Genomic DNA, 25953 nt, shown 5'->3' on the forward strand with positions numbered 1-25953 from the left:
TGGTTATCCGTCGTTTCGAAGAAAGGAAGAGCATTATGGCAGTAACAGGACAAGTACATTCAACAGAAAGTTTTGGATCAGTAGATGGACCAGGTATCCGTTTTATTGTATTCATGCAAGGATGCCGCATGCGTTGCCAGTTTTGTCATAATCCAGATACTTGGAAGATTGGCACGGGTATCGAACGAACGACTGATGACGTCTTAGAAGAGGCGTTGAAATATCGCGAATTCTGGGGACAAAAAGGTGGGATCACCGTTAGTGGTGGGGAACCGTTACTTCAAATGGACTTTCTGATCGATCTGTTTCGCAAAGCCAAAGCAGAAGGGGTCAGCACAACACTGGACACTTGCGGAAAACCATTTACACGAGAAGAGCCTTTTTTCAGTAAGTTTCAAGAGTTGATGACTGTGACTGATTTGCTGTTGTTTGATATCAAACATATCGATAACAAAGCCCATAAAGAGCTGACCACCCAATCCAATGATAATATTTTGGATATGGCAAATTATCTTTCAGAGATCAATCAGCCCGTCTGGATTCGTCATGTGCTGGTTCCTTTTAGAAGCGATTATGATGACTTCTTGATCCGTTTGGATGAATTTATCAAGACGTTGAAGAATGTCGATAAAGTTGAGATCTTACCTTATCACACGATGGGGAAATACAAGTGGGATGAGCTAGGCTTGAAATATCCCCTTGAAGGGATCGAACCACCAACCGAAGATCGGGTGAAAAATGCCAAACGTTTGCTCCATGTAGATGACTATAAAGGCTACTTAACCCGTTGATCAAAACAGGAAAGAAGAGATTGCTATTGCTTCTTTCCTGTTTTTTTACTATGATTAGAAAGTGAATATCAATTGAAATAGGAGCGATGAAGAAATGTCGAAAATATTAGTATTCGGTCACCAAAATCCTGATACCGACGCTATTGGTGCAGCGATTGCCTTTGCAAACTTACAAAATCAACTTGGGAAAGACTGTGAAGCGGTGGCGCTAGGTACACCGAATGAAGAAACACAATTTGCACTAGACACCTTTAGCCTGGCTGCTCCTCGTGTAATCGATTCAGTAACTAAGGAAACACAAGAAGTAATGCTGGTGGATCACAATGAGTTTCAGCAAAGTGCGGCAGATATCGCTGATGTTACAGTGTTGGCAGTGGTTGATCATCACCGTATTGCTAACTTTGAGACAGCCAATCCGTTGTATTATCGTGCAGAACCTGTTGGTTGTACCAGTACGATCGTATTGAAGTTATACAAAGAAAATCAAGTGGAAATTCCAAAAGCGATCGCAGGAATCATGCTTTCAGCGATCATCTCCGATACATTGTTGTTCAAATCGCCAACATGTACCGATGAAGATGTAGCGGCAGCAAAAGAATTAGCGGTTTTAGCAGGTGTTGAACTGGAAGCATACGGATTGGATATGTTGAAAGCCGGCACAAATCTTGGAACGAAATCAGCAGCAGGATTGCTGGATCTTGATGCAAAAAGCTTCCCAATGGGCGGGAAAAACATCCGTATCGGACAAGTCAATACAGTCGACCTAAAAGAGGTCTTTGACCGTCAAGCAGAATTGGAAGCTGCCATGAAAGAATCAATGTCAGCAAATGGCTATGATTTGTTCTTGCTTGTTGCTACTGATATCTTAGACAGTAATTCTGAGCTATTAGTTGTTGGTGAACCAATTGCCCCAGTAGAAGCAGCGTTTGAAACGACATTAACGAACCATCGTGCCTTTTTACCTGGCGTTGTTTCTCGTAAAAAACAAATCGTTCCTCAATTAACAGCGGTTTTCGAAGGATAATTAGGATAAATGTCAGAGTGCTGGTGAGATCTGTTTTGGTAGATCAAGCCAGCATTTTTCATGATTTTTTTAATAAGGAGTACACACAGTGAAATTTTTTTATAGTCCCCATTATCGTTCGTTGCAACCGATCCTGGCATCTTCTGAATTCCATGATTTGGTTCATGTGCTTTTAAGCTGTCAGGAACCGCCGACACTACGAGAGCTAAAAGCGAAGTTTCCAGAAGTGTCATTTGATAAAACCCTTGACCGTCTGATCGCATCAGCTTTGATCATCCGCCAAAATCGACGCTATTTTTTAGGTTTTCCTGTTTATACTGAAGAAGATCAAAAGCAGCTGCAAGAAAGTGACGGTTTTTATCAAGATGCCCTTGATTGGTCAACACAAGAAATCGCTGGTTTTCTCAAAAACTTTGCGACATTAAGTAATGAAAATAAATACTTCTATGGTTGTTTGCAGGAGGTGGAGCAGGGGATTGTTTATTCCTTGGCCCATGAAAGTTTTCAGATGATCTCATACGCAGAAGCGCCATGGCCACCAACGCTGCCGGCTTTTTTTGAAGCAAATCGCCAGCTGAAAAATCTATCGGTTTATGACGATCTAATGGATTTGATCGGCGATGTCGATCCGGTCTATTACTTAGATCAAGTAAGTGTCATCTTTGAACGTATCCGTAAAAACAAAAAAGTGCGTCCGAGTATTTTTCTAGAATCGCTTCAACAGTTGAAAATCGTTAGTTCCGAGCTAGATTTCTTGCTGGAAGAAATAAATTGTGATAATCTAAAAAACGGCCGTTATCCATCTGCTGAAAAGGATATTTTCTTGCAACGATCAGTGCTCGCTCACTTAGCGAAAAAAGCAGGTTCATACAACACGCTTTTTTTCAATGATAATTGAGATTTCTAATAATTATGTTATTTGTTTTAAATTTTCTGAATATTACAAAGCTGTTAGATGTTATTCTAATAGCTTTTTTTCTTGTTCACTAAAATGATAATTTGATGAATAAAAATTAAAATATAACGATCGTTTTGCTTGGAGATTTGATTTCTTGATGATATGATGGTTTTAGAACGTTGAAAGGGGATATAAAAATGGAAGGATATAAAACGGTTGATTTTGAACAGTTGGAACGGAATAAAACGAAAGCAGAAATGATTACATTCGTATCAATGTCAGAGATAGAAGCGGCACGGCAAGCAATTACAAATGCGGGGATCGATGAAACGCGTTTTTCTGATGGAGATCTCATTCTCGCATTAAAGCAAAAGGAACGATTTGGGGCAAATACGATCGTTTCAGTGGTTATTGATTGGCTAGTGAATCAAAACTATTTAGTGAATCCCGCGAATGCCCTTCGTTATTTGGCGAAAAAAATGGCAGATGGTCCATTAACGAGTTATAAATTATTGAGTGAGGGAGAGTTTGACTGTGATGGCAATTATTACTTAATTGGTCACGCAGACAAGTCCTTGGCAGTAAATAAAGCCTATAAAGTTTACACCGATGGGCAAGTAAAAGAGCTTTGGCAAGCAAAATAATTGAAGGTGATTTCGGCTCTAGCGAAGAAGGGAAACGGCTGTAGAAGCAGTTGTTTTCGTAAAAGGATCGAAGATTGAAGGTTGTGAAGGACGCGTGAAACTAAACATTCGAATCAGCTTAGCTGGCAGTCATCTTTTGATTGGTGCATTCAGTTTGATCTGTGCATTGCTGACGCTTTATAAAGTACCAACTAGTTTTGGTACGATCCAAGTCATGTTAGGTGAAATTTATTATACCGATACGGTATTTGACCGATTTACTCAGCTTTTCTTATTGGGGATTATTAGTCTTTATACCGTAGTGACGAGTTTTTACGGGTTTCGATTCTGGTGTTTTTGCTCCGCCTCTTCTGCATTTGGGACACTGCTGGCATATGTTGAATTAACTGAGACATTTCCGGTGATGGTTGTTTTCATCCTGGTTTTGGCAAGTTTGTTTCAGTTAAGTGTAGTCACATACTTCATTTTCCAAAAGCTAAAAAGTAGAGCTGAAACAGGTTGAACAGATACGTTCAAGCTGTTTTTTTCTGTCCTGAATAATTCGTTCGTATCATAGGGTTATTAGGTTACTAGAATTTTATTTTATGCTATGCTAACAGTAGAGATCGTTTGGTTGCAAATGCTTCTCTATTAAAAAATGGGACAATGATCGATCGTTAAAGAATAAGCGATCAAGATGAGTCGAAGGAGGACTGATGAGAGAGTGGTTACCAAACAACAGGTACTGACTGCAGAAAAGGACTTTCTGAGCGGTGAAAATTTTTATGTCCAACATTTCTTAGGAGCCCATCAAGCGGATGATGGCTATGTGTTTCGTGTTTGGGCACCAAACGCTCAACAAGTTTGGCTGGTTGGTGATTTCAACCAATGGACAGACACTTTGCCAATGAATAAAAGGGCAGAATCTGGGGTCTGGGAGATTGAGACCAACCAAGTAAAAGAAGGACAGCTTTACAAATACAAAGTCAAACAAGCAAATGGACGAGAAGTATTGAAGATTGATCCTTTTGCTGTCCATTTCGAAGCTCGACCAGGAACTGCTGCCGTGTTGCATTCGATCCCACAAAAAAAATGGCGGGATGGACTATGGCAAGGCCGCAAAAAAAGACAGAAAACATTTAATCGACCTCTAAATATTTATGAAGTTCATGCCAGCTCGTGGAAGCACCACGAAGACGGCACCCCTTATCGCTTCTCTGAATTAAAAGATGAACTTATTCCTTATGTGAAAAAAATGGGTTATACCCATATTGAATTTATGCCTTTGATGGAACATCCATTAGGTACCTCGTGGGGCTATCAGCTGACAGGTTATTTTGCGCTCAGTTCCTATTATGGGACACCAGAAGAATTTCAAGACTTTGTAGAGGCATGCCATTTAGAAAATATTGGTGTCTTTGTTGATTGGGTACCAGGACATTTTTGTGTCAATGATGACAGCTTAGCTTATTATGACGGCACGCCGACATTTGAATACATGGATGAAAACCGTGCCAAAAATGTTCGCTGGGGTGCGATCAACTTTGATCTCGGCAAACCACAAGTCCAAAGCTTTCTGATCTCAAGTGCCTTGTTCTGGATCGAATTTTATCATATTGATGGTATTCGGGTAGATGCCGTTTCCAACATGATCTATCGCGATTATGATGAAGGTCCATGGGAACCAAATCACGAAGGGGGCAATCGCAACTTTGAAGGCTATTACTTTTTACAGAAGCTTAATTCTGTTATCAAGTTAGCCCATCCAGCAGTGGTCATGATTGCAGAAGAAAGTACGTCTGAAACCAAAATAACAGGAATGGTCGAAGAAGGCGCGTTAGGATTTGATTATAAATGGAATATGGGCTGGATGAACGATGTCCTGCGTTTTTATGAAATGGACCCGATTTTCCGTAAAGATCATTTAAATCTGCTTTCTTTCTCTTTCATGTATCGGATGCAAGAAAATTATATCTTGCCACTTTCTCATGATGAAGTCGTTCATGGTAAAAAAAGTTTGATGCATAAAATGTGGGGGGACCGCTACAAACAGTTTTCACAACTACGAAATCTCTATACGTACATGATGATGCATCCAGGGAAAAAATTGTTATTCATGGGTAGTGAATGGGGACAGTTTTTAGAATGGAAATATGATCATGGGCTTGAATGGGTCGATTTAAACGACACATTAAATGCAAAAATGCAGTTCTTCACCCAGACCTTGAATGAACTATACAAAGAAGAACGAGCCCTTTGGGAATTGGATGATCAAGAAGATTCATTGATGGTGATCGATGCAGACAACTTAGATGAAACGACATTGACTTTCTTACGACAAGGAAAAACGAAAAAAGATTTCTTGATCGTTGTTGTCAATCTGACACCAGTGGAGCGTCACGATTTTGCGATCGGCGTGCCATACGAAGGAACGTATCGAGAGATTTTAAACACTGAACGGGATGTATTTGGTGGAACTTGGGTGGCTAATAACCAAGACTGCCAGACCAGTAATGCCCCTTTTAAACAATACGACTATCAAATCAAAACAATTCTGCCTGCACTTGGGGCTTTGATTATCAAACCAGAAAAAATCAAAATGACTCGTAAAAAAGCAGTAAAGAAAGCATAAAAAAAGAGTAGAGGGGGAACGGTGAGTAGATCACCAAACAAAATGAAAACAGAAATGTTAGCAATGATCCTCGCAGGAGGACAAGGGACTCGTTTAGGGAAACTAACAAAAAATATTGCCAAGCCAGCAGTTCCGTTTGGCGGCAGGTATCGGATCATCGATTTCACGTTGAGTAATTGTGTCAATTCTGGAATCAAAAATGTGGGTGTAGTCACGCAGTACCAACCTTTAGCACTGAACAATCATATCGGCAATGGCGCCAGTTGGGGATTGGATGGAATCAGTACCGGTGTGACAATTTTACAGCCATATTCAAATTCAGAAGGCGAAAAATGGTTTGAGGGAACTGCCCATGCCATCTATCAAAACATCGCCTATATCGATGAGATGGACCCGCAATACGTCTTGATTTTGTCCGGCGACCATATCTACAAAATGGATTACGAAGAAATGCTGGAAAAACACAAAGAAAATGATGCTTCATTGACGGTTGCAGTTCTCGAAGTTCCGATGAAAGATGCTTCTCGTTTCGGAATCATGAATACTGATAAAAATGACCGCATCATCGAATTTGATGAAAAACCAGCCGAACCAAAAAGCAATCTTGCTTCGATGGGGATCTATATATTTGATTGGAGTCGTCTACGCAGTATGCTATTGAGTAACTACACAAAAGACGGCGAAATGGTCGATTTTGGGAAACATGTCATTCCTTCTTATCTAGAAAGCGGCGACAACGTTTTTGCCTATCGCTTCTCTGGCTATTGGAAAGACGTAGGAACGATCGATTCCTTATGGGAAGCCAACATGGAATTTATTGATCCAGCCATGGAGTTGAATATCCGGGATAAAAGCTGGCAAGTGTTCTCCAAAAACCCAATCGCACCGCCGCACTTTGTAACTGAAACCGGTGCTGCTAAAAATTCGCTTGTGATGGACGGCTGCTATGTTGCTGGGGAGATCGAGCACAGTATTTTATCAGAGAACGTGCAAGTGAAAGAAGGCTCGACTATCAAAGATAGCGTGATCATGCCTGGAGCGGTGATTGGCAGAAATGTCAAATTAAATCGAGTGATTGTTGGGGAAAATGCAGTGATTGGTGACGACGCAGAGATCGATGGAACAGACGAAATTGCCGTAGTCGGCTATTCTGAAATTTTAGGGGTGACGATTGATGAGAACTAATAAAATGTGTGCAATTTTAGGGAACCTACAGCGATACCAAGACTTGATGCCATTAACGGAGAATCGTCCGCTGTCGACCTTGTTGTTTGACTGCAAATATCGCTTGCTGGATTTCAATCTTTCAAGTATTGAAAATGCCAACATCAAACAAGTCTACATGATTTTCAATGAAGGAGAGACTCAGTCGGTCTTTGATCATATCGGCGGTGGAAAAGAGTGGAACTTGGACGGTGTTCAAAACCGGTTCTTTATTCACTTATTTCAAGACTCATTGAAAAAGCAAGCCGAAGGGCAAGAGTACTACTATAACGTCATTGACTATTTGGAAAAATCGAAATCAGATCACACTGTATTTATGGGCAGCAAAATCTTATGCAACATCGATTTGCGCGCTTTGCTGAAAATTCATCAACTACAAGGCAATGAAATGACTGTGGTGTATAAACGCATCGGCAGTGACAATGTTTCTGAAAGTGACTTGTTGTTTAATGTTGACAGTGAAGGACACTTAGAAGAAGCGATCCAAGCGAAAAAAGGGGAAGTTGGCTCCCTAGTCAACTTGTGTACGGATATTTTTATCATTCAAACGGATCGTCTGATCGCGGCTCTTAAAGAAGGGCAAAAAGTTGGCGCAACGGCAGATCTCGGTCAATTTTTACGAGAGATGATCTCTGTGGAGAACACTGGCCTATATGAGTACACTGGTTACTTAAGTAACATTTATGATATCTCTTCTTATTATCAAACAAATATGGACATGCTAGATGTGCATAAATTCACCTCATTGCTTTATTCGAATCAAAAAATCTATACCAAATTGAAGAATGAAGTACCAACCTATTATTCGGAAACGTCTGAGGTGAAAAATAGCCACTTTGCTTCTGGTTGCATCGTTGAAGGCTCTGTCGAGCAGTCACTGGTTGCTCGCCGTACGAAAATCCATCCTGAGGCAAAAGTCAAAGGCGCGATCATTTTCGGAAATAACGAAATCAAAGCAGGTGCCGAAGTCTCTTATGCGATCTTAGATAAAAATGTAACCATCGCAGAAGGTGTAAAAGTGCAGGGAACCAAAGAAACGCCGATTGTCATTAAGAAGAATTCTCATGTGACAGAAGATGTAATCGGAGGAGCAAGCGCATGAAGGTTTTGTTTACAGCAGCAGAGTGCGCTCCGTTTTTTAAAACAGGCGGGTTAGGGGATGTTGCAGGTGCATTGCCAAAAGAGTTGGTCAAAAAAGGCGTCGAGACAGTTGTCGTCTTACCTTATTTCACGAAAATGCCTGCCGAATACCAAGACCAAATGGAAGATTGTTTTTCCTTTGAAGTGGCGGTCGGCTGGCGCAAGCAATATTGTGGAATCAAAAAATTAGTTCTAGGCGCTGTGACTTATTATTTCATAGACAATCTCTACTATTTTGGTCGCGAACGGCTCTATGATTTTTATGATGATGGGGAACGCTTTGCTTTCTTCCAATTAGCCGTGATCGAAATGATGGAACGCATTGAATTTATTCCAGACATCGTACATGTCAATGATTACCATACGGCGATGATTCCGTTCTTGATCAAAGAAAAATATCATTGGATCCAAGCGTATCAAAACATACGCACCGTTTTGACGATCCATAACATTGGGTTTCAAGGGTGGTATAGTCGCGATATTTTACCGGATCTTTTTGGGATGGGTACGGAAAGATATGATGATGGAACCTTGCGTTTAAACGATTGCTTGAACTTTATGAAAGCAGGAATCTTGTATGCGGACCGCATCACGACCGTCAGTCCTTCCTATAGTGAAGAAATCAAAACAGCTGAGTTTGGTTGTGGTCTTGAAGTCATTTTACGCATGGAAAGTGGCAAGCTAAGCGGTATCTTGAATGGAATTGATTATGAAATGAATGATCCAGAAACCGATCCTCATTTGGACTATCCTTTCAGTGTCGATGATTTATCAGGAAAAGCTAAAAACAAGCGAGCGCTACAAGAACAGTTTGGCTTGCCAACTCGTAAAGAGGTTCCGCTGATTTCCGTTGTTAGTCGTTTGACCACTCAAAAGGGGTTCCATTTAGTTCTTGAAGAAATGGAAAACCTCTTGCAGTTTGATGTTCAGTTCATCTTACTAGGGACTGGCGAACATGATTTTGAAGAAGGCTTTCGCTACTTTGCGCAGAAATATCCTGACAAATGTGCTGCCGCGATTTCTTTTGATATTGCACTGGCGCAAAAGTTATACGCAGCAGCGGATCTCTTCTTGATGCCTTCGGCTTTTGAACCATGTGGACTATCGCAGATGATCGCGATGCGTTATGGTACATTACCGATCGTTCATGAAATCGGTGGCTTGAAAGATACGGTGGATTCCTATAATCCGATCACGAAACAAGGAACCGGCTTTGGCTTCCAAGAGTTTTCACCTTTTTACTTGATGAATGCCTTAAAACAGGGGATTGAATTATATGAATCGGATCCGACAACATGGACGGCATTAGTCAAGCAAGCAATGCAAAAAGATTTTAGCTGGAATCAAAGCTCAGATCTTTATGTTGAGTTGTATAATAATATCAAAGTTTGATTGTTTTAAGACAGAAGAATCCTTGTCTGCAACAGAACGGCTAGTTGTATGACTAGCCATTCTGGCGGCAAGAATTCTTCTTTTTTATAAACGGTTAGCATAAAGGAGTGTAACCCTATGACAAAAGAACGATTGCGTGATCTGTTAGAAACCAACGTGCACGAACTGTTTGCGATAGAGATCGATGAAGCATCACCGCAGGAATTGTTTCAGGCGCTAGCCAATGTCGTGAAGCAAATGTATTCAGAAGACTGGCGTCAGACCAGAAAAAATCTCTTGTTGGAGGATCAGAAACAAGCGTATTATTTTTCAATCGAATTTTTACCCGGCAAAATGTTAAAGAGTAATCTGTTAAATATGCAGCTGTTGGAGCAAGCGGAAGCCGTTTTTGAAGAGTTAGGGGTTTCACTTGACGATGTTGCAGAGACGGAAAAAGACATGGCTTTAGGCAACGGGGGACTCGGTCGCTTAGCGTCTTGTTTTATGGATTCATTGGCTTCTTTAGGTTTGCCGGGAAATGGCAATGGGATCCGCTATCGCTACGGATTATTTAAACAAAAATTTATTGACGGTCATCAAGTAGAGTTGCCCGATGACTGGTTGCGTTCGGGGAATGTTTGGGAAGTCCGCAAAGAAAGCAAGGCGGTGCCTATTCGTTTCGGGGGCCATGTCTATCTCGTTACCGGAGAGGACGGGAAATTAGCCCCAGTTTATGAAGGTGGCTTTACCTGGCGGGCGGTTCCTTATGATACAGCAATGGTTGGCTACCAAAATCACCATCTCAATACCTTGCGTTTATGGAGTGTTGAGGTTCCTGTCGAAGATGAGGCGCACTACGCGACACTAGAATCGCGGCAAGCATTGGAAAATCTGACAGCGGTCTTATATCCCGATGATTCCAATGAGACAGGCAAACGGACCCGGCTGATGCAAGAATACTTTTTTGTGTCTGCAGGGATCCAAAGTATCGTCCGTTATTATAAAAAATTGAATTTACCTTTGGCCATGATGAGTGAACGAGTAGCGATCCACATCAATGATACGCACCCAGCCCTTTGCGTCCCAGAACTGATGCGCATTTTAGTTGATGAAGAAGGTCTTGCTTGGGAACAAGCGTGGTCGATCACCGTGAAAGTCATGAGTTATACGAACCATACGATCATGGCGGAAGCCTTAGAAAAATGGCCCGTGCGCATGATTGAAGAAGTTTTGCCGAGAATGGATCAGATCATCAAAGAAATTGATCGCCGTTTTGTGGAAACGATGCAAGGGGTCCATCCGCAAGCCTTACTGGAACGGACGCGAATCATTATTGATGATCAAGTCCATATGGCGCATCTCGCGATCATCGGCAGCCACAGTGTCAATGGCGTAGCCAAGCTCCATTCTGATTTACTAAAATCAGTGGTACTCCATGACTTTTATCTTATTTATCCTGCCCGTTTCAACAATAAGACCAACGGCATCGCGCAACGGCGTTGGCTTCAGCTAGCCAATCAACCGTTAGCCAAAGTATTGGATCAGTCCATCGGTACAAGCTGGCGCAATGATCCATTAGACCTGCAACTACTCAAAAACTATTATGAGGACGAAACTGTTCTCCAACAAATTGCCGACGCAAAAATGAGTAACAAGCGTGCACTAGCACAGTACATTCAAAAAGCAACGGGCATCACAGTAGATCCGACGGCAATATTTGATGTGCAGATCAAGCGTCTGCATGCATACAAACGACAATTACTAAATCTTATGCATATTCTAAGGCTCTACTTTGAGGTCAAAGACGATCCAACTGCTGCGTTTCATCCAAGAGTCTTTCTCTTTGGTGCCAAAGCCGCACCAAGCTATCACTACGCAAAATCGATCATTAAAGTCATCAATGAAGTGGCGAATCTGATCAATCATGATGAAACCATCAATGATAAAATCAAGGTTGTTTTTTTAGAAAATTACAACGTTTCTTTAGCAGAAAAAATTATCCCAGCAGCGGATGTCAGTGAACAAATATCATTGGCCTCCAAAGAAGCTTCAGGGACAAGTAATATGAAGTTGATGCTAAATGGGGCAGTAACGATCGCCACTTTAGATGGTGCCAATATTGAGATTCGAGATGCAATCGGTGATGAAAACATCGCGATCTTTGGGCTAACCGAAGAAGAAGTGTATCAGTATTACGCCCAGCGTAATTATTCTGCCTATGCGTATTATGAGTCAGATCCACTACTACAACGTGTAGTCAATGCCTTTATTGACGGGACAATCCCCAATATCCAAGTAGAAGGACGCGAGATTTTTGATTCACTTTTGAAATACAATGATGAGTACTTTTTATTAAGAGATTTCCACGCCTATTGTGATGCACAGCATCGGGTGGATATTGCTTATCAAGATACTCATCGCTGGCAAAAAATCAGTCTAATGAATATTGCGAATGCTGGGAAGTTTTCGGCGGATGAAACGGTGCGAAATTATGCAGCAGATATTTGGCAGATCGATCCATTATTTGCCCATATCAAAGAACCAAATGCGGCAAGCTTGACGGAGTCAGTGCCTCCAAGGGGAGACAATTGAAGCGACTTCGGTTGAAATGGCGCAGTCTTTCGTGAAATTCTCTTTTATTTGTGGTATGATGAAAAAAATGCATGTAAGAGGATGAGTACAGTGGCAAATTATTTAGATGTGAAACGAAAACACTTCCGTTTTCCTGCTTATGATGATACAGACGGTGTGAAGCTTCAATCCGAGCATCGCCCCGCATTCAGTAAAGCAGATGATTGGATTTTAACCGAAATCAAAGATCCCGTGAGTCATTCTCACAAGGAAGAAAATCAATCTTTGCAGCGTAAAGTGCAGTCCAGCCAACGCGATCGAGGGCACAATGTTCGTCAAAAAGAAGAGCTTGCCAATCACCGTGCCAACTTGCCTCAGTACGGAAAACGTCCGGTGAAAGAGCAGATGCCGACAGGAAAAACCAATTTTTTTGGCAAAGAAGCGAACCATTCTTCTTATCAAGTGACTAGTAAGAAGGAAAAAGCTGAGGTTCCTGTTTCTTCGAAAAAAGAATATTCGGGACGCTCTTACTTCGTGCCTAAATATATTCCTGCATCAATTATTCCAGATGAGCAAAAACCTGAAATTACGCCGAACGATTTGATGGATGCAATGGCAAAAAAACAAGAAAGTTATTTGTTATTTGATACTGAACCAGCAGCTTATCAAGTCAAAGAAGAAAGCGATCCAACCGTCAAAAAATTCAATCGCCACCCCTCTGTTGGGATGACACGCAGCGAGTTTCGGGCCAACAATAAAAAAAATGGTGAGAAAAAACGGTCCGTTTTAGATCGATCATTAAAAGGAATGATTGAAGACGATCAACAAGAAGAATCTTCAAATGGCTATTTTCGTTCTAAATAGTAGAGACAGTTACTCTTAATAGAAGTAGTCCTTTGAGCATAACGATGAATGATTTCAGCTAGATGGCGAACATCTAGCTGTTTTTTTTTGTGTGCTGAAACTGCCGATTTCACAAAATACTTAGTCGAATTACATTTTTCACCGACTGAGGAATATTCTGATTTTACTAAGCAATAGCGTGGGCTATAGAATAAAGTGAAACGATCAAAACCATCGTTATTTATAATGTTTGTTATTTTAATTGGCGATTTCTTTTGTCATTTAAAATCGATGGCAGGATTGTGGTTTTCTGATCAGCCGTAATTGAAAAAAGGAAGCAAGCGTCCTGATGGTTATAGCTGCTCTTTGGGAAGGACTGATCCATGATCGATTTCAAGTGAAAGATACGCTGAAAGGTGGGGCATCAACAAATGAACAAGAAAAAGAGAAAGGTATATTTCACCATCATTATTGGCTTACTTGGAGGACTCTACTTTTTTTCAACCATGAGTGTGTTTTCTTCAAACATTTTCTTTGCTGCACAGCTGGAGGAAGAAACGGTTGCGAGTGACCCATTCGAACCGATACGAGAGAAAGAGGCTGAGGGAAAAGTTGCCATTTATTTTGATGAATCAACGAAAGCCGGGACTGTAGGAGACATGTTACTAGTTGCGTTTCATACGGGCCGTCCCATTAGTGAAATAGCGATCCGGTTGCCGCAATCTGCGGTTTTTGTTGAAGAGGAGTTGCCAAAGGGAGTCAAAATTACGTCAACCACTGAAGAGAATGGTTGGAAACTAACGACTGATATCCCTAGAAGTGATTTTTTGGTTCCATTGGTAGTTGATACAGCAGGGACGTTTCCATTTGAAGTAGCAGAATCAATGATAATACTTGAAATAAAGGAAGCACGGGAGACAAACCCTACGGATACACAAGAGGATGCGCTAACCGATTCGAGTGACTCCACTGATCAATTCGATCAAGAGGACAGAGAGGATCAATTACCAAAAGAGAAGGAAATAGAAAGCCAGATTCCTGACGAATCAGAGTCAGATCCTGGCAATCTATATCTGTTAGGCGACGACGTAAAAAAGAGAGGGGTTGCTAACTGGGTCGAATTTATGGCTGCAATGGTCGATCCGACGGTCAATTATATTTATTTGACAGCCAGTTTTCAAACGAACGATAATCCTCGTTTAGGCATTACGGGAATTGACGGCTGGAGCAGCAGCGCCAATCCTAATGGCGGATTAGCCTATGTTTATATCAATGCCTCGAGAGTTTCAAGAACGTTAATCATCGATGGTCTCGACACCTTTCAGATGGATCTTAGAGCCGTAGCGATCTGTTTTCGCGATTCCAGTGTCAATCCTGATTCCCCATGGGACATTACCTTGCAAAATTTGGAACTCTACCATGGAAACTTTTGGGGGGCAATTGAATATCATGATTTGAACATGTCAAATCAGCAGCGTTCAATCATTCGGTACCACAATCTCAACCATACTGGCAATCAGTTGTTTTACGGTTTGCACTCTCGAGCCAGCTTTTCTGGACATTCGGTTTCACACCAAACGCCTAGATATACATCAGACTTCAATGCTTCTTGGATGATTCACTCGAACACCCAAGCGAATTTTGAAATCAACCAAATCGAGCTTCGTGAGGGAGCAAACGTCGAAATGTCGACGATCAGCTCAGGAAATCTTGATTTTTATAATACGAATGCGCGTCTCATACTAGGGAATAATGCCCGACTATCATTAAATGCCAACGGTTCAGCTGGCGAAGCAGGCGGTGCCAATATTCGCTTTGTCGCTGGCAATGGACGCATTGAGTTAGGAAAAGGTGCGGAATTGGCATTAAATACACAAAACAACAGTCCGGCAGTCATCACATCAGGCACGCCCCATGATATTCGCTTAATGGAAAAAAGTCGCTTGTCAGTTACTGCTACAAACCGAACGTTGTACAGTCATATTTTCTGGTTAAGTGCCAATACGCATGTCACCTTAGAAGACAGCAGCACCTTAGAGGTTGAAGCAACAAATCAAAATACAACCGCAAATATCTTCCACTTCTCTGGCACGACTGGCAATCTCAACGTGGGCAAAGATGCTACCTTAGATATTCGTTCAGACAGCCCACAAGCTGTCCAACGGCTACTTTTCTTTACCGGTGCTAACAATCCCGCAAGATTGACGATCGACGATGCCAAGCGTGTCAATTTGCAAAGAACCCGCGCCATAACGACCACCACAAATGGTCTAATTGAAGGGGGAGGAATCACTGCAAAGAATCAGGCGATTCGCCAGTGGCGGCATGGAAATACAGGAGATCCATCTGATTTTCAGTGGCAACCGATTCTGTCCATGACTGCGGCGATTTCCGGAACCAACACCAATGTGACCAATGTATCTTCACTGAATGAGGAAACAAGTCGAGGGTTTGCCTCGCAGTTTGCTTCTCGTTCACAACGTCTATTATTTGAGAGAATCCCAGACATCACGGTGACCATCGATCCTTTGACAGAAGATAGAACCTTACCTAATGCCTATACGATTTCGGGAACCGCCAATCCTGGTAGCTACCTTCGATTTCAAAGAGAGGGGCTGATGCCAGAACCGACGCTTGAAACGCCAGTCGATAGTGCCGGCAATAGCGAGTACTTTCACACACAAGCGGGTGAAAATGGGCACTATTTACTTGATCTATCTGATTTAGAACCTTTCCAGTATTTTACACAAGGTGAGGTGGTCACCGCTCAGGCATTTCTTGATGGTAAATGGGCAGAAGCATCAACCACTGTGGAACCCATTGGTGACGTTGACCCAAAAGATCCCCTTGATCCTGATCAACCGATTCTACCTGAAAATCCACCATTGATACCAGAAAATCGCGGGTTTATCAGTATAGACTTTGTTTCACAATTCGATTTTGGTACAGTACCGATTCGCTCGTCGACAAGCCGCTATCCGGCGCGTCCGCAACGAATTTCTTCAGTGGATGATCATGAATCAACCGAACGACCAAACTATATTCAGGTTTCCGATCGTCGATTTCTCCCAAATGGCTGGACCTTGAGTGCCCGATTATCAGAGGAAGGGTTCGTTAGCACGGAAGCGTTTAAGCACCACTTAAAAGGAGCGAGTGTGCATTTGACGAATATTGAAATGGTTACCTCTAGAGAAAATCCCTCTGAAGCACCAGACTACGTTGATGCAATCGAGCTGGGACCGCAGAACCAAGTGATTGCACGTGCCAATGAAAAGCAAGGGGCGGGAACTTGGATTCAACGCTATGGAAACGAGGATACCATGCAAAAAAGTGTCGAGCTGGAAATCCCTATTGGCGCGAGGCCACAAGCAACAAGTTATCAAGGAACCATCCATTGGGAGCTGAGTTTCGTACCTGGTGCTGACGAATAACCCCTTGGAAAACAAGTAAGCATGTTCTGCAATCGTGAATATGATCGAACACTGTAAAAGTTGCTCAGACAAAAAGAAGTCCAGTTGCCATTGGACTTCTTTTTTGTCTGAAACAGACGAGCGGTGGTTTAAACTGCTTTTCCCACTTTGGTGGATATGCTTTTCGATCAATAGAAGAGAGTGAAACCACAGGCAATGGACCAATGAGCAAAATCATGACATGGTAGTGATCAATGAAATCACTTAAGCACTATATCTTCCCCAGTATAAATTTTATTTAGCTATTTTAGTAATTAAATCCTGCTCAAATATTTTAATTTTCTCTTGCCTTTTGATATGCTAAGAACAAGGGGGAATCAAAGATGGAAGTTGATCTACAAATGCTGGCGATGATTTTCTTTATCAATCTCGCCTATGTTACATTGAACACACTGCGATTTTTATTGACAATGAAAGGGTATCGCGTGATTGCCCCATTAGTGAGTATGATCGAAATCACGATCTATATTTTAGGCTTATCTATGGTATTGGATCGTTTGGATAACCCGCTGAATCTCTTATTCTATGCATTAGGTTATGCTGCAGGAGTCAGTATTGGTATCAAAATCGAAGATAAGCTGGCTCTGGGCTATACAATGGTCACAGTGATCCTACCTAGTAATACGGATGAGGAAAAAAGTTTGCCTAAGATCTTACGACAAGAAGGCTACGGAGTTACACAAAGTTATGGAGAAGGCTTAGAAGGGCCACGACTGATTTTAGAGATTCTTTCCCAAAGAAAAAGTGAGAAAAAGCTCTATCAAACCATCAAAGCGGTGGAAGAACGAGCGTTTATCATCAGCTATGAACCCAAGTATATCTCAGGTGGATTTTGGACCAAAAAAATCAGTCGCCGAGAAGCAAAGTTGAAAAAACAAGCACCTGTTGATTGAAGAAACTCAGTCAGCCGTGATTCATTTGAGAAGAATAGCAGAGTAAAAGACAGGGAATTTATTGATGAGAGGAAGCGTAAGGTGTGGAAAAGAAAGCAAATGGTATGATGGCGGTCATCGCTGCCCTGATCTCAAATATTTTGGTGGCTATTAGTAAGTTTGTCGGTTATGCACTAAGTGGCAGTGCAGCCATGTTGAATGAAAGCATTCATAGTGTCGTGGATTGTAGCAATCAAATCTTTTTATTGATCGGGGATAAACGGGCAACAAAGGGCCAAAGTGAACTGCATCAGTTTGGAGAAGGTCGGGCGAAATATTTTTTTAGCACGATCGTTGCGATGATGCTCTTCTTTGGTGGGGGCGCACTCGGTGTGATGGAAGCGGTAGAAAAGCTGCTGCATCCTGCCCATGAAGTTGGTAACGCTTGGTTGGTGATCGCTATTTTGATTTTCGGGATGATCGTTGAAGGAAGTTCGTTGTGGATCGCGATCAAGGAGATCCGCGAACTGAATGTGGAACGTCAACCAATCTATCGTTTTTTGAAAGAAAGTCGGCATAGTGAGATTCTGATCATTTTCACAGAAGACTTTTGTGCAATGATCGGCCTAATGATCGCACTATTTGGTACGATTTTAACCATGATTACGGGTAACGCATTTTTTGATGCCTTCAGTGGTTTATTGATTGGTCTTTTATTGATGGTAGCAGCCATTTTCTTAGCCCGCGAATTTTACAGTCTACTGATTGGCGAAAGTGTCACAAAACGGGATCTAGCAGTGATCAAAAGAGCATTTGAACGGCCAGATGTTGATCGCTTGATTGATGTTAAAACGGTGCATTTAGGACCATCAGAAATTTTGATTGCGGCAAAAGTTGATATTGCCTCGAAACAAGAAGAGGTCGGCTATGAGATCATTAATGAGATTGAAGCCGAGATTCGACACCAGATGGCAGATAAAAAAGTCTATATTTATATTGAGACAGATGAGTATGACCCTCACTATATGGAGAAACGCCGTAAACTTGTGCGACCTTCCCACTGATTTAGCTAGAATAAAGCAGCTTTTTTTGATACAATAGACAAGGATTATCACATAGTGAAGGAGATTTCAAAATTATGATCAATGCAAGTGACTTAAGAGCTGGAATGACATTCGTTCAAGACGGCAAACTTATCAAAGTATTAGATGCTAGCCATCACAAACCAGGTAAGGGAAATACGGTTATGCGTATGAAATTACGGGACGTTCGGACTGGTTCGACTTATGATACAACCTTCCGTCCAGAAGAAAAATTTGAAAAAGCGCATATTGATACGAAAGCTGTACAATATCTATACACAATGGATGATACAGCATTCTTCATGGATCTGGAAACGTATGAACAATATGAAATTCCAGTTGAAGTGGTAGAAGAAGAAATGAAATTTATTCTTGAAAACATGGAAGTAAAAATCCAATTCTTCGGCAGCGAAGTAATCGGCGTTCAACTACCATCAAGCGTAATCTTAAAGGTTGTTGAAACACAGCCGTCGATCAAAGGGGCGACTGTGACTGGTTCAGGCAAGCCAGCAACGATGGAAACTGGCTTAGTTGTCAATGTTCCTGACTTTGTTGAAGAAGGCGAAATGCTAGAAATCAATACAGCTGAAGGTACCTACTTAAAACGTGCGAAATAAGAAAAAAACCGCGACTTGTTCGCGGTTTTTTCTTTTGCTCTGGAGGAGGGATCAAAAGTGAATCATTTCCCGTCTGCCAATGATTTTTGTAAGGGATAAATACTATAGGGTTTACTGATAAAGTAGGCGACGGAGCAGACGATCACAAACAAGGGCAGATTTTCAAAGCCAAAGACTTCCCCACCGATAAAGATCGGTGCAAATAAAGTGCTAGTAGCACTGCCAAAGACACTGGCATAGCCTAGGGCTGCCACCAGTTCGATAGGCAGTCCGAAGAGCGGTGCCAGCACGACGCCCAAAGAGGCGCCGATCGCAAACAAAGGGGTGACTTCTCCGCCCAAAAAACCAATACTGATAGTCAGTACAGTTAACACCATCTTAAGCAGCCAGTCATAAGAATAGATTGGTTGATTCGTGAAACTAGCGCTGATCAAATTCGTTCCTAAACCTGAATAACGACCATGATACAAAAGGACAAAAAGTAAGACTAGCACGAGTGAACCGATGCCAATGCGCCAGAGAGGATGAGGAAAGCGTCGTTTCATGATCCGTTTCATCGTTTCTAATAATCCCGCAAAGCTGCCACCAACAATACCAAATATTAAGCCAATCAAAAGTAATTTCAGAAAAACAGCCAAAGTCAAATCGGGGGACGGTGACAAAGCAAAACTAAATTTTTCTAATCCTAACAATTGAGAAGTCGTACTAGCGGTGAAAGCAGCCAGCAAAGTTGGTAAGAGTGCATGATGACTGAATTTACCGATGACAAGTACCTCCAGTGCGAAGAACGTCGCAGCGATCGGGGTTTCAAATAAACCAGCAAATCCCGCAGCCATCCCAATCATGATCAGGGTGCTGGCGTACTTTTCTAGTCGCAGCCATTTTCCTAAGCGATTGGCGATGGTGGCACCTAACTGAACCGCAACCCCTTCTCTGCCAGCGCTTCCTCCAAATAAATGCGTCAGCCAGGTTCCCACCATTACAAAAGGAATCAAGCGCAACGGAATGTCTTTTTCTTCTTCATGTCCGACTAAAAACACTAAATTCATTCCCTGAGGACTTCGGTCACCGTACTTTTGGAACAGGTAAGTAAAACAAATGCCGATAATGGGTAAAAAGAGAATCAAGGGCAAAAAATGACTATCACGAAAGGCGCTTAAGGAAAGTAGGATCTTCCCAAAGAAGGTGTCGACGGCTCCAGCGAATACGCCAATAACCAGACTGACCACACCTAAAGCAGTCAGTTCCCAATTAGTTGTTTTTTGTTTCATCATTTCTATCACGATCCTTTAAAAAGAATATAGGAACAATGCTCCTGCAAATACGACGACCTAGTGAAAATAAAAAAATGACTGCTACACACTAAAAAAAGTGGTAGAAGTCATTAGCAAAATTGCGGTTTCAGTAAGAACTGAGGGAGACATTCATTCCCGATTAGCATTAATATTATCTGATAAAACCCTCCTTTTGTCAATGGATGTTTGTTGTGAAAAGCAATTCATCTAACACTTATCTTTTCTACATAGTTATGGTAAAATTAATCTCATAAGAACTTATATGGGAATTGAGCGCCTTGAGGATAATTGGCATGAAAAGGGATGAAAGGACGATCCTTCTACTGTTTGACCAAAGGTAAGACAGTGAGTAGTGAGGAATCGAAGAGGAATAAAAAATGGTTGCATTTATGACGAGCGAAAAATGGCTGCAAAGTGAGCGTTTTTATTATGTGATCCTACCAATTCTCATGGTAGTTGGTCTGATTGCGTTATTAGGGTTCCTGATGGTTCTGCTTTATCGAGAAAACCGCAACCCAAAAGTGACGCTATTGCTTGGCGGCATAGTCGTTACGTGTCTATTAGGTTTTTTTATTGGGGATCAAGTGTATGGTGAATTCAAAACGTATAATGCGCTGATCACACCGAATATCCGAGATCGCGAAAAGATGTTTCTAGGCTATAAATATTACGAATCTGATACTACAGCAATTTATCAGCGCATCCAAAGCAATGAAGCGATTGAAACTTTAGGAATCTATCAAGCAATACCGGTGGAACGGGAGATTGAATTTCTTGGTTCTGCTCATAACTCCGTATATTTTAAAATGGGCGCCCAGGTTTACTATGCTCGCTATCAACCGACTTTTGTGGATGAGGAAACAACTGCTAAACTGCAGGGGGTTCAATATCATTTGACTGATCCTTCCTTTGAAACAATTGGTTTCTATTCCGAAACCAACAACTATTTAACGGCAATCACGATTCCAAAGTCCCAAGAAACCCTCGAATATCAATCCGTTGATTCTGTGATCCCGAAAGAATTTGGGAAAAGTCAAACCCAATGGGCGTTACCGAATAGGAATGAATAACGATAAAAAAACTACCTAAGTCACGAAAGAAAGCTCCCTCAAGAAGGAAACTTCCGTGCGCAGGTAGTTTTTTGCATGCTTGGTCAGAGAACATTGCTTTTCCTATGACTGATCAGGTAGTCCTCTTTCTTTTTGCGAGGCAATTTTTTGAAGGCGGCTTCTGCTTGAGTGGCTTTACTACGAGTGGAAAAGCTTTCCGCATGGATCATTTGCAAGGGTCTGCGACTAGCGGGACGGGTATATTTTGCCCCGATGCCTTTGTTATGCTCTAATAAGCGGCGACTCAAATCGGTAGTATAGCCGCCGTAAAAGGATTGGTCGTTGCAACGTAAGACATAAAAGTAATGGTTGTCAGCAGCCATAGAGCATCGCCTTCACTTCTGGACTATAAGAGCCCGTTTCATCATAGGTAATGAGAGGAGAATCAATTTTAAACCCTTCCGCCTTACCATCCTTGATTCCTTCAATCAATAAAATATTGGCCTCTTTGCCTACTTTCGGATAGACGAAGCGGACTCGTTTTGGCGCGATTCGATGGGTGCGCATATGGTCCAAAATATCGAGAAAGCGATCCGGGCGATGAACCATCGCAAACCTTCCATTCATTTTTAACGCTTTACTGGCGGTTTGGATCACTTCATCTAAATTTGTGGTGATCTCGTGCCGGGCGATCGCTAAATAGGGATTCGGGTTTTTGATCGCCGTCGGTATATTTTTAAAGTAAGGCGGATTGCAGACCAAAAGATCGACGGAATCAGGTTTGATTTTTTGAAAGAGATTCTTCAAATCCATAGGATAGACCGTCAGCTGTTCTTGCAAGTCATTTAATTCGATACTGCGCTGCGCCATATCCGCTAAGCGTTCCTGCAATTCGACCTGATAAATATGAGCAGTCGTTTTTCTGCTGATAAATAAACCGACTGCGCCATTCCCTGCACAAAGGTCAACGATCACACCTCTTTTTGGTACTCTAGCGTAATTGGCTAATAAGACAGCATCTAATGAAAAAGAAAAAACTTCGGAACTCTGAATAATCTTGATGTCATCGGCATACAATTGGTCAATGCGTTCGTTCGGTTGCAACATGAAGCATACTCCTGTTCTAAATTCATTTCAATGTATTATACTACGATTAAGAATAATGGGAAACGCTAAAAAAGGCTTGTCATTTAAACCGTTTTTTTGCATACTTGAATAGGAGAGAAATAGAAAGGAAAATGAGTATGTTTTTTCGCTTTATGCGCGGTGTGGTTCGCGTAGTATTATTTTTGATCAACGGCAATGCTCGTTATCAAAACAAAGAGGTTTTACCTAAAAATGAAAACTATATTTTAGTGGCTCCTCACCGAACCTGGTGGGATCCATTGTACCTAGCAGTGGCTGCTCGGCCAAAGAAATTCAGTTTTATGGCGAAAGAAGAGCTGTTCAAAAACCCGATTTTACGGTTCATTTTGATTCATGCCAATGCTTTTCCAGTCAAACGGGACAAGCCAGGACCGAGCGCGGTAAAGACGCCAGTCAAAATCTTGAAGGAAACCGATCTTAGCTTGATCATGTTCCCAAGTGGTACGAGACATGCAACGGCCTTAAAAGGTGGCATGGCGTTGATCGCGAAAATGGCCAAAGTCAAGATCGTTCCCTCTGTTTATCAAGGACCGCTGACATTAAAGGATTTATTTAAACGCAAGCGAGTGACTGTCCGTTTTGGGGAGCCAATCGATATCAGTGACATCAAAAAGATGGACAAAGAGGGCTTGGCGGAAGTGGAACGGCGCATCCAAGGTGCATTTGACACACTGGATCAAGCGATCGATCCGTCATTTGTTTATCAAATCGATGAGTCCAAAAGAGAAGATTAATACCTAATAAAAGCCGTTGATCCTTTTGTGATCAGCGGCTTTTTTCTAATGATTTAATCCAACAATTCGAAAGCAAATTTGGTCCATGGTTTCAAATATTCCAACAAAGGCAACTCCTCTTTTGGGATAGCACCGACTTTGTTTTTTCGGGCGTCTTGGTGAGGGGTCAAAACGATCTGCAATTCGTTTTTGTACTGACCAAAGGTATCATTGCCGATAACGATGTCCCCATAAGCAAACGGTTCTTGGTTTGTATGAGGGAGGTTTTCGATGGGACGGTATTTCACCCGTGATTGTGTGGAACGAGCGACTAACGCATTACTGTCACCGCGACGAAAATGATTGGTTTCAGCTAATATCCTCCGTTCGATTTCGCTGGCTTCTGCTTCTACGGAAACGCCAAAGGTCAGTTTGTAGCGATCGATCGCCGCCAGAGCTTTCAGTTCTGCATCCGACGCATAGGCATTGCCAATAATCACCGTATCGATCAACCCAGAAGCAAAAAGCAGCTTTCCTTGCAACGCCAAAGGTAAATCGCGACAAGATTCTAAGGTTGGCAGGCCATCATTGACTTCCCAAGGGCCAATTTTGGCTGATTGACTAGTGATGAAGGCGGCTGTTTTCAACCCATATTTTTTAAAACGTTGACTGCAGTTGCGGAAAAAAGCCTCCGTTAAGCCTGTGCCTCGTTGGGGGTAAAAATTGTGACAGCCATATAAAAAAGGTTTATTGGCTTGATAAGAAAGGATATTTTCTAAATAGTTCACATCATTACTCATGTTTAATTCAATCGCCAAGCCGAATGGATTGAAGGTCAGTTGGGCTTCTTTGCTGCCATCAAACCCTTGATCCAAGCGGATACCGTCCGCACCTAATTCTGCAAAGAAGCTTAGATCGTCATAAGAGATCGCCAGATCACTAAAAACAGCTGGGGAAATATCTAAAATCGTTTCAAACCCAAGGTTCTTGGCAAACCCGATAATCGAAGAGAATTTTTTTCTGACGATCTCTTTGCCTTCACTGACTTCTAGCATACTCATAAATAAGCGAGAGTAACCAAGGGCAGCAGCTTTTTTTAAATAGTCTTGATCCAGTAAAGGATCGCTATGGTCGGGGTAAATCGAAAGGCCAATTTCTCGTTTCAATGGTTTTCCCTCTTTCTAAAAAAATCGTACGAAGCACCTCTTAGTATCGAAAAATGCTGCTGTGGAGCGCTTCTTCCGATTGTCTTGATGGGTGCTTCGTCCGACCTTTATCAACAAATTATTGTGTGACTGGTTGATTTTCTTTTTCCAATTCGTTTTTGTCATAGATTTTTACGAATGGGTAATAGATCAGAATCGATAAAAGAATCAAAAGAACATTCAGCACGATCGCACGCCAATCGCCGCCAGTCGCTAAGAAAGCACCAATTGGTCCAGGCAATGTCCAAGGGGCATTGACCGTGACGGCATTGACTAAACCTGCTGAGGTGGCGACCCATGCAATGACACCATTGATTAAAGGCGCAATGATGAATGGTGGGATCAAGATTGGATTCAAGACGATCGGTGTACCGAAAATCAGTGGTTCGTTGATGTTGAAAATAGCTGGAATTAAGGCTGTTTTTCCTAGTTTGGAACCGAATTCCGATTTTGTGCGAAAAGCTAACAAAATAGCCAAACCAATCGTTGAACCAGCCCCACCAATCCAGATGAACCATTGATAAAATGGTTCGGCTGCAATATTGGGAATCATATCTCCCGATGCAAGCGCTGTTGTATTTCCTTCTAACAACTGTAACCATAATGGACGAGCCAGTGAACCAACGATAGAAGCACCATGGATCCCGAATGACCAGAAGAAGGTCGTCAAGAAGGTGATCAAAAGCACACTTGGCAAGGTATCTGCGGCACTGACTAAAGGATCGACCACTTTTGCCACGATCGTGTGCCAGTCAAAACCGATATAGTAAGTGATCGCGCCCATTCCTAAAATGATCACTAAAGTGGGAGTCAAGGCTTCAAAAGAGCGAGCGACTGCAGGTGGGACTTGTTCTGGCATCGTGATTTTAAATTTCGATTTGTCCGTTAACCGATAGATTTCAACGGCAAGAATCGAGGTGATGATCGCCACGAACATACCAGCACTCCCTAAATTGGCCATTGGCAAGACAAAACCGACCGTTCCAGCTGCATCCAACGCTTCTGCTGGGATATTGACCGGGGTGAAGGTCAGTAAGAAGGCGGTCGTTGCTAAGATCCCGCCCGAAAGACCATCAAGCTTATAAGAGCGAGAAAGACTGTATCCGATCCCGAATGCAGCATACAAGCTCATAATGTACATCGTCATTCGATAAGGCAATAAGATGGTTGTGGCATTGCTAGACAAGAATTGATAGATGCCCCAACTTTGAGGCAGCGGTGGAAAGGCTAAAATCATAAAGAACGAACTGACGATAATCAATGGCAATGTTGAAACGATCCCGTCACGAACCGCTCGCAAATGACGCTGGCTGCCAAGTTTTTCCATCGGTCCTGCCAGATGGCGTTCGATGAACTGAGTGAATTTATCTAACATGGTTTATCCTCC

The 25953-nt window shown here is 42.1% G+C and carries 22 protein-coding genes and 1 riboswitch; of the genes, 17 read left to right on the plus strand and 5 right to left on the minus strand.

The annotated features are described in order from the left end of the window. The first annotated feature begins 35 nt into the window (after positions 1-35). The 15 genes from pflA to efp all read left to right on the plus strand — a co-directional run bounded on the left by pflA (position 36) and on the right by efp (position 19158). Positions 36-791, plus strand: coding sequence for a pyruvate formate-lyase-activating protein (gene pflA, locus A5877_RS14820; protein ID WP_008379682.1), 756 nt, complete (start codon positions 36-38; stop codon positions 789-791). A 94-nt stretch (positions 792-885) separates the two neighbouring features. Beyond that, positions 886-1815 carry a manganese-dependent inorganic pyrophosphatase gene (locus A5877_RS14825; protein WP_086317062.1) on the plus strand — a complete coding sequence of 310 codons (930 nt, stop codon included), beginning with the start codon at positions 886-888 and terminating at the stop codon, positions 1813-1815. Positions 1816-1903: 88 nt separating this feature from the next. Beyond that, complete coding sequence (locus A5877_RS14830) at positions 1904-2713, plus strand: DUF1803 domain-containing protein (RefSeq protein ID WP_086317064.1); 810 nt, start codon at positions 1904-1906, stop codon at positions 2711-2713. 197 nt (positions 2714-2910) lie between these two features. Further along, complete coding sequence (locus A5877_RS14835) at positions 2911-3357, plus strand: hypothetical protein (protein WP_005236794.1); 447 nt, start codon at positions 2911-2913, stop codon at positions 3355-3357. Positions 3358-3451: 94 nt separating this feature from the next. After that, positions 3452-3859, plus strand: coding sequence for a hypothetical protein (locus A5877_RS14840; protein ID WP_086317066.1), 408 nt, complete (start codon positions 3452-3454; stop codon positions 3857-3859). A gap of 174 nt (positions 3860-4033) precedes the next feature. Then, positions 4034-5968, plus strand: coding sequence for a 1,4-alpha-glucan branching protein GlgB (glgB, locus tag A5877_RS14845; RefSeq protein WP_016613231.1), 1935 nt, complete (start codon positions 4034-4036; stop codon positions 5966-5968). Between the two features lie 42 nt (positions 5969-6010). Further along, complete coding sequence (locus A5877_RS14850; protein ID WP_016613232.1) at positions 6011-7153, plus strand: glucose-1-phosphate adenylyltransferase; 1143 nt, start codon at positions 6011-6013, stop codon at positions 7151-7153. Beyond that, on the plus strand, positions 7143-8294 hold the full coding sequence (glgD, locus tag A5877_RS14855; RefSeq protein WP_016613233.1) for a glucose-1-phosphate adenylyltransferase subunit GlgD: 1152 nt from the start codon (positions 7143-7145) through the stop codon (positions 8292-8294). The genes A5877_RS14850 and glgD overlap by 11 nt, the downstream gene beginning before the upstream one ends. Then, on the plus strand, positions 8291-9724 hold the full coding sequence (gene glgA / locus A5877_RS14860; RefSeq protein WP_086299592.1) for a glycogen synthase GlgA: 1434 nt from the start codon (positions 8291-8293) through the stop codon (positions 9722-9724). The genes glgD and glgA overlap by 4 nt, the downstream gene beginning before the upstream one ends. A 117-nt stretch (positions 9725-9841) precedes the next feature. Further along, entirely contained in the window at positions 9842-12295 is a 2454-nt protein-coding gene (locus A5877_RS14865) for a glycogen/starch/alpha-glucan phosphorylase (protein ID WP_086317067.1), read from the plus strand. Between the two features lie 81 nt (positions 12296-12376). Beyond that, positions 12377-13138 (plus strand): hypothetical protein, encoded by a 762-nt coding sequence (locus tag A5877_RS14870; RefSeq protein ID WP_035006818.1) that lies wholly within the window; start codon positions 12377-12379, stop codon positions 13136-13138. A gap of 410 nt (positions 13139-13548) precedes the next feature. Continuing rightward, on the plus strand, positions 13549-16548 hold the full coding sequence (locus tag A5877_RS14875) for a WxL domain-containing protein (RefSeq protein ID WP_086317069.1): 3000 nt from the start codon (positions 13549-13551) through the stop codon (positions 16546-16548). 362 nt (positions 16549-16910) lie between these two features. Further along, complete coding sequence (locus A5877_RS14880; protein WP_005236782.1) at positions 16911-17480, plus strand: DUF2179 domain-containing protein; 570 nt, start codon at positions 16911-16913, stop codon at positions 17478-17480. 83 nt (positions 17481-17563) lie between these two features. Further along, positions 17564-18523 (plus strand): cation diffusion facilitator family transporter, encoded by a 960-nt coding sequence (locus tag A5877_RS14885; RefSeq protein WP_005236780.1) that lies wholly within the window; start codon positions 17564-17566, stop codon positions 18521-18523. A 74-nt stretch (positions 18524-18597) separates the two neighbouring features. Beyond that, the gene (gene efp / locus A5877_RS14890; RefSeq protein WP_005229668.1) at positions 18598-19158 is read left to right on the plus strand and encodes an elongation factor P; all 561 of its coding nucleotides are present in this window, start codon (positions 18598-18600) and stop codon (positions 19156-19158) included. A gap of 62 nt (positions 19159-19220) precedes the next feature. Here efp and A5877_RS14895 read toward each other — a convergent pair whose 3' ends face one another. Further along, a complete protein-coding gene (locus A5877_RS14895; protein ID WP_086299712.1) occupies positions 19221-20432 on the minus strand; it encodes a chloride channel protein in 1212 nt (403 codons plus the stop codon). Between the two features lie 94 nt (positions 20433-20526). Next, positions 20527-20599, minus strand: a riboswitch (Fluoride riboswitch). 231 nt (positions 20600-20830) lie between these two features. Here A5877_RS14895 and A5877_RS14900 point away from each other — a divergent pair. Then, complete coding sequence (locus A5877_RS14900) at positions 20831-21523, plus strand: hypothetical protein (RefSeq protein ID WP_008379712.1); 693 nt, start codon at positions 20831-20833, stop codon at positions 21521-21523. A gap of 83 nt (positions 21524-21606) precedes the next feature. Here the strand turns inward: A5877_RS14900 and A5877_RS14905 are convergent, their stop codons facing one another. Together A5877_RS14905 and A5877_RS14910 are read right to left on the minus strand one after the other, a co-directional pair. Then, complete coding sequence (locus A5877_RS14905; protein WP_005236776.1) at positions 21607-21885, minus strand: GIY-YIG nuclease family protein; 279 nt, start codon at positions 21883-21885, stop codon at positions 21607-21609. Next, positions 21875-22609 carry a tRNA1(Val) (adenine(37)-N6)-methyltransferase gene (locus A5877_RS14910; protein ID WP_005236774.1) on the minus strand — a complete coding sequence of 245 codons (735 nt, stop codon included), beginning with the start codon at positions 22607-22609 and terminating at the stop codon, positions 21875-21877. Before A5877_RS14910 ends, A5877_RS14905 begins: the two co-directional genes overlap by 11 nt. A gap of 137 nt (positions 22610-22746) precedes the next feature. On the opposite strand from A5877_RS14910, the gene A5877_RS14915 reads away from it, so the two are divergent. After that, positions 22747-23382, plus strand: a complete 636-nt coding sequence (locus tag A5877_RS14915; protein ID WP_005229679.1) for a 1-acyl-sn-glycerol-3-phosphate acyltransferase — start codon at positions 22747-22749, stop codon at positions 23380-23382. A 53-nt stretch (positions 23383-23435) separates the two neighbouring features. Here the strand turns inward: A5877_RS14915 and A5877_RS14920 are convergent, their stop codons facing one another. Continuing rightward, entirely contained in the window at positions 23436-24527 is a 1092-nt protein-coding gene (locus A5877_RS14920; protein WP_086317070.1) for a DUF871 domain-containing protein, read from the minus strand. Positions 24528-24645: 118 nt separating this feature from the next. Further along, positions 24646-25941, minus strand: a complete 1296-nt coding sequence (locus A5877_RS14925; RefSeq protein ID WP_008379718.1) for a PTS sugar transporter subunit IIC — start codon at positions 25939-25941, stop codon at positions 24646-24648. Positions 25942-25953: the final 12 nt, after the last annotated feature.

The organism is Enterococcus sp. 3C7_DIV0644, from assembly GCF_002141235.1.
GTDB lineage: Bacteria > Bacillota > Bacilli > Lactobacillales > Enterococcaceae > Enterococcus_D > Enterococcus_D entomosocium.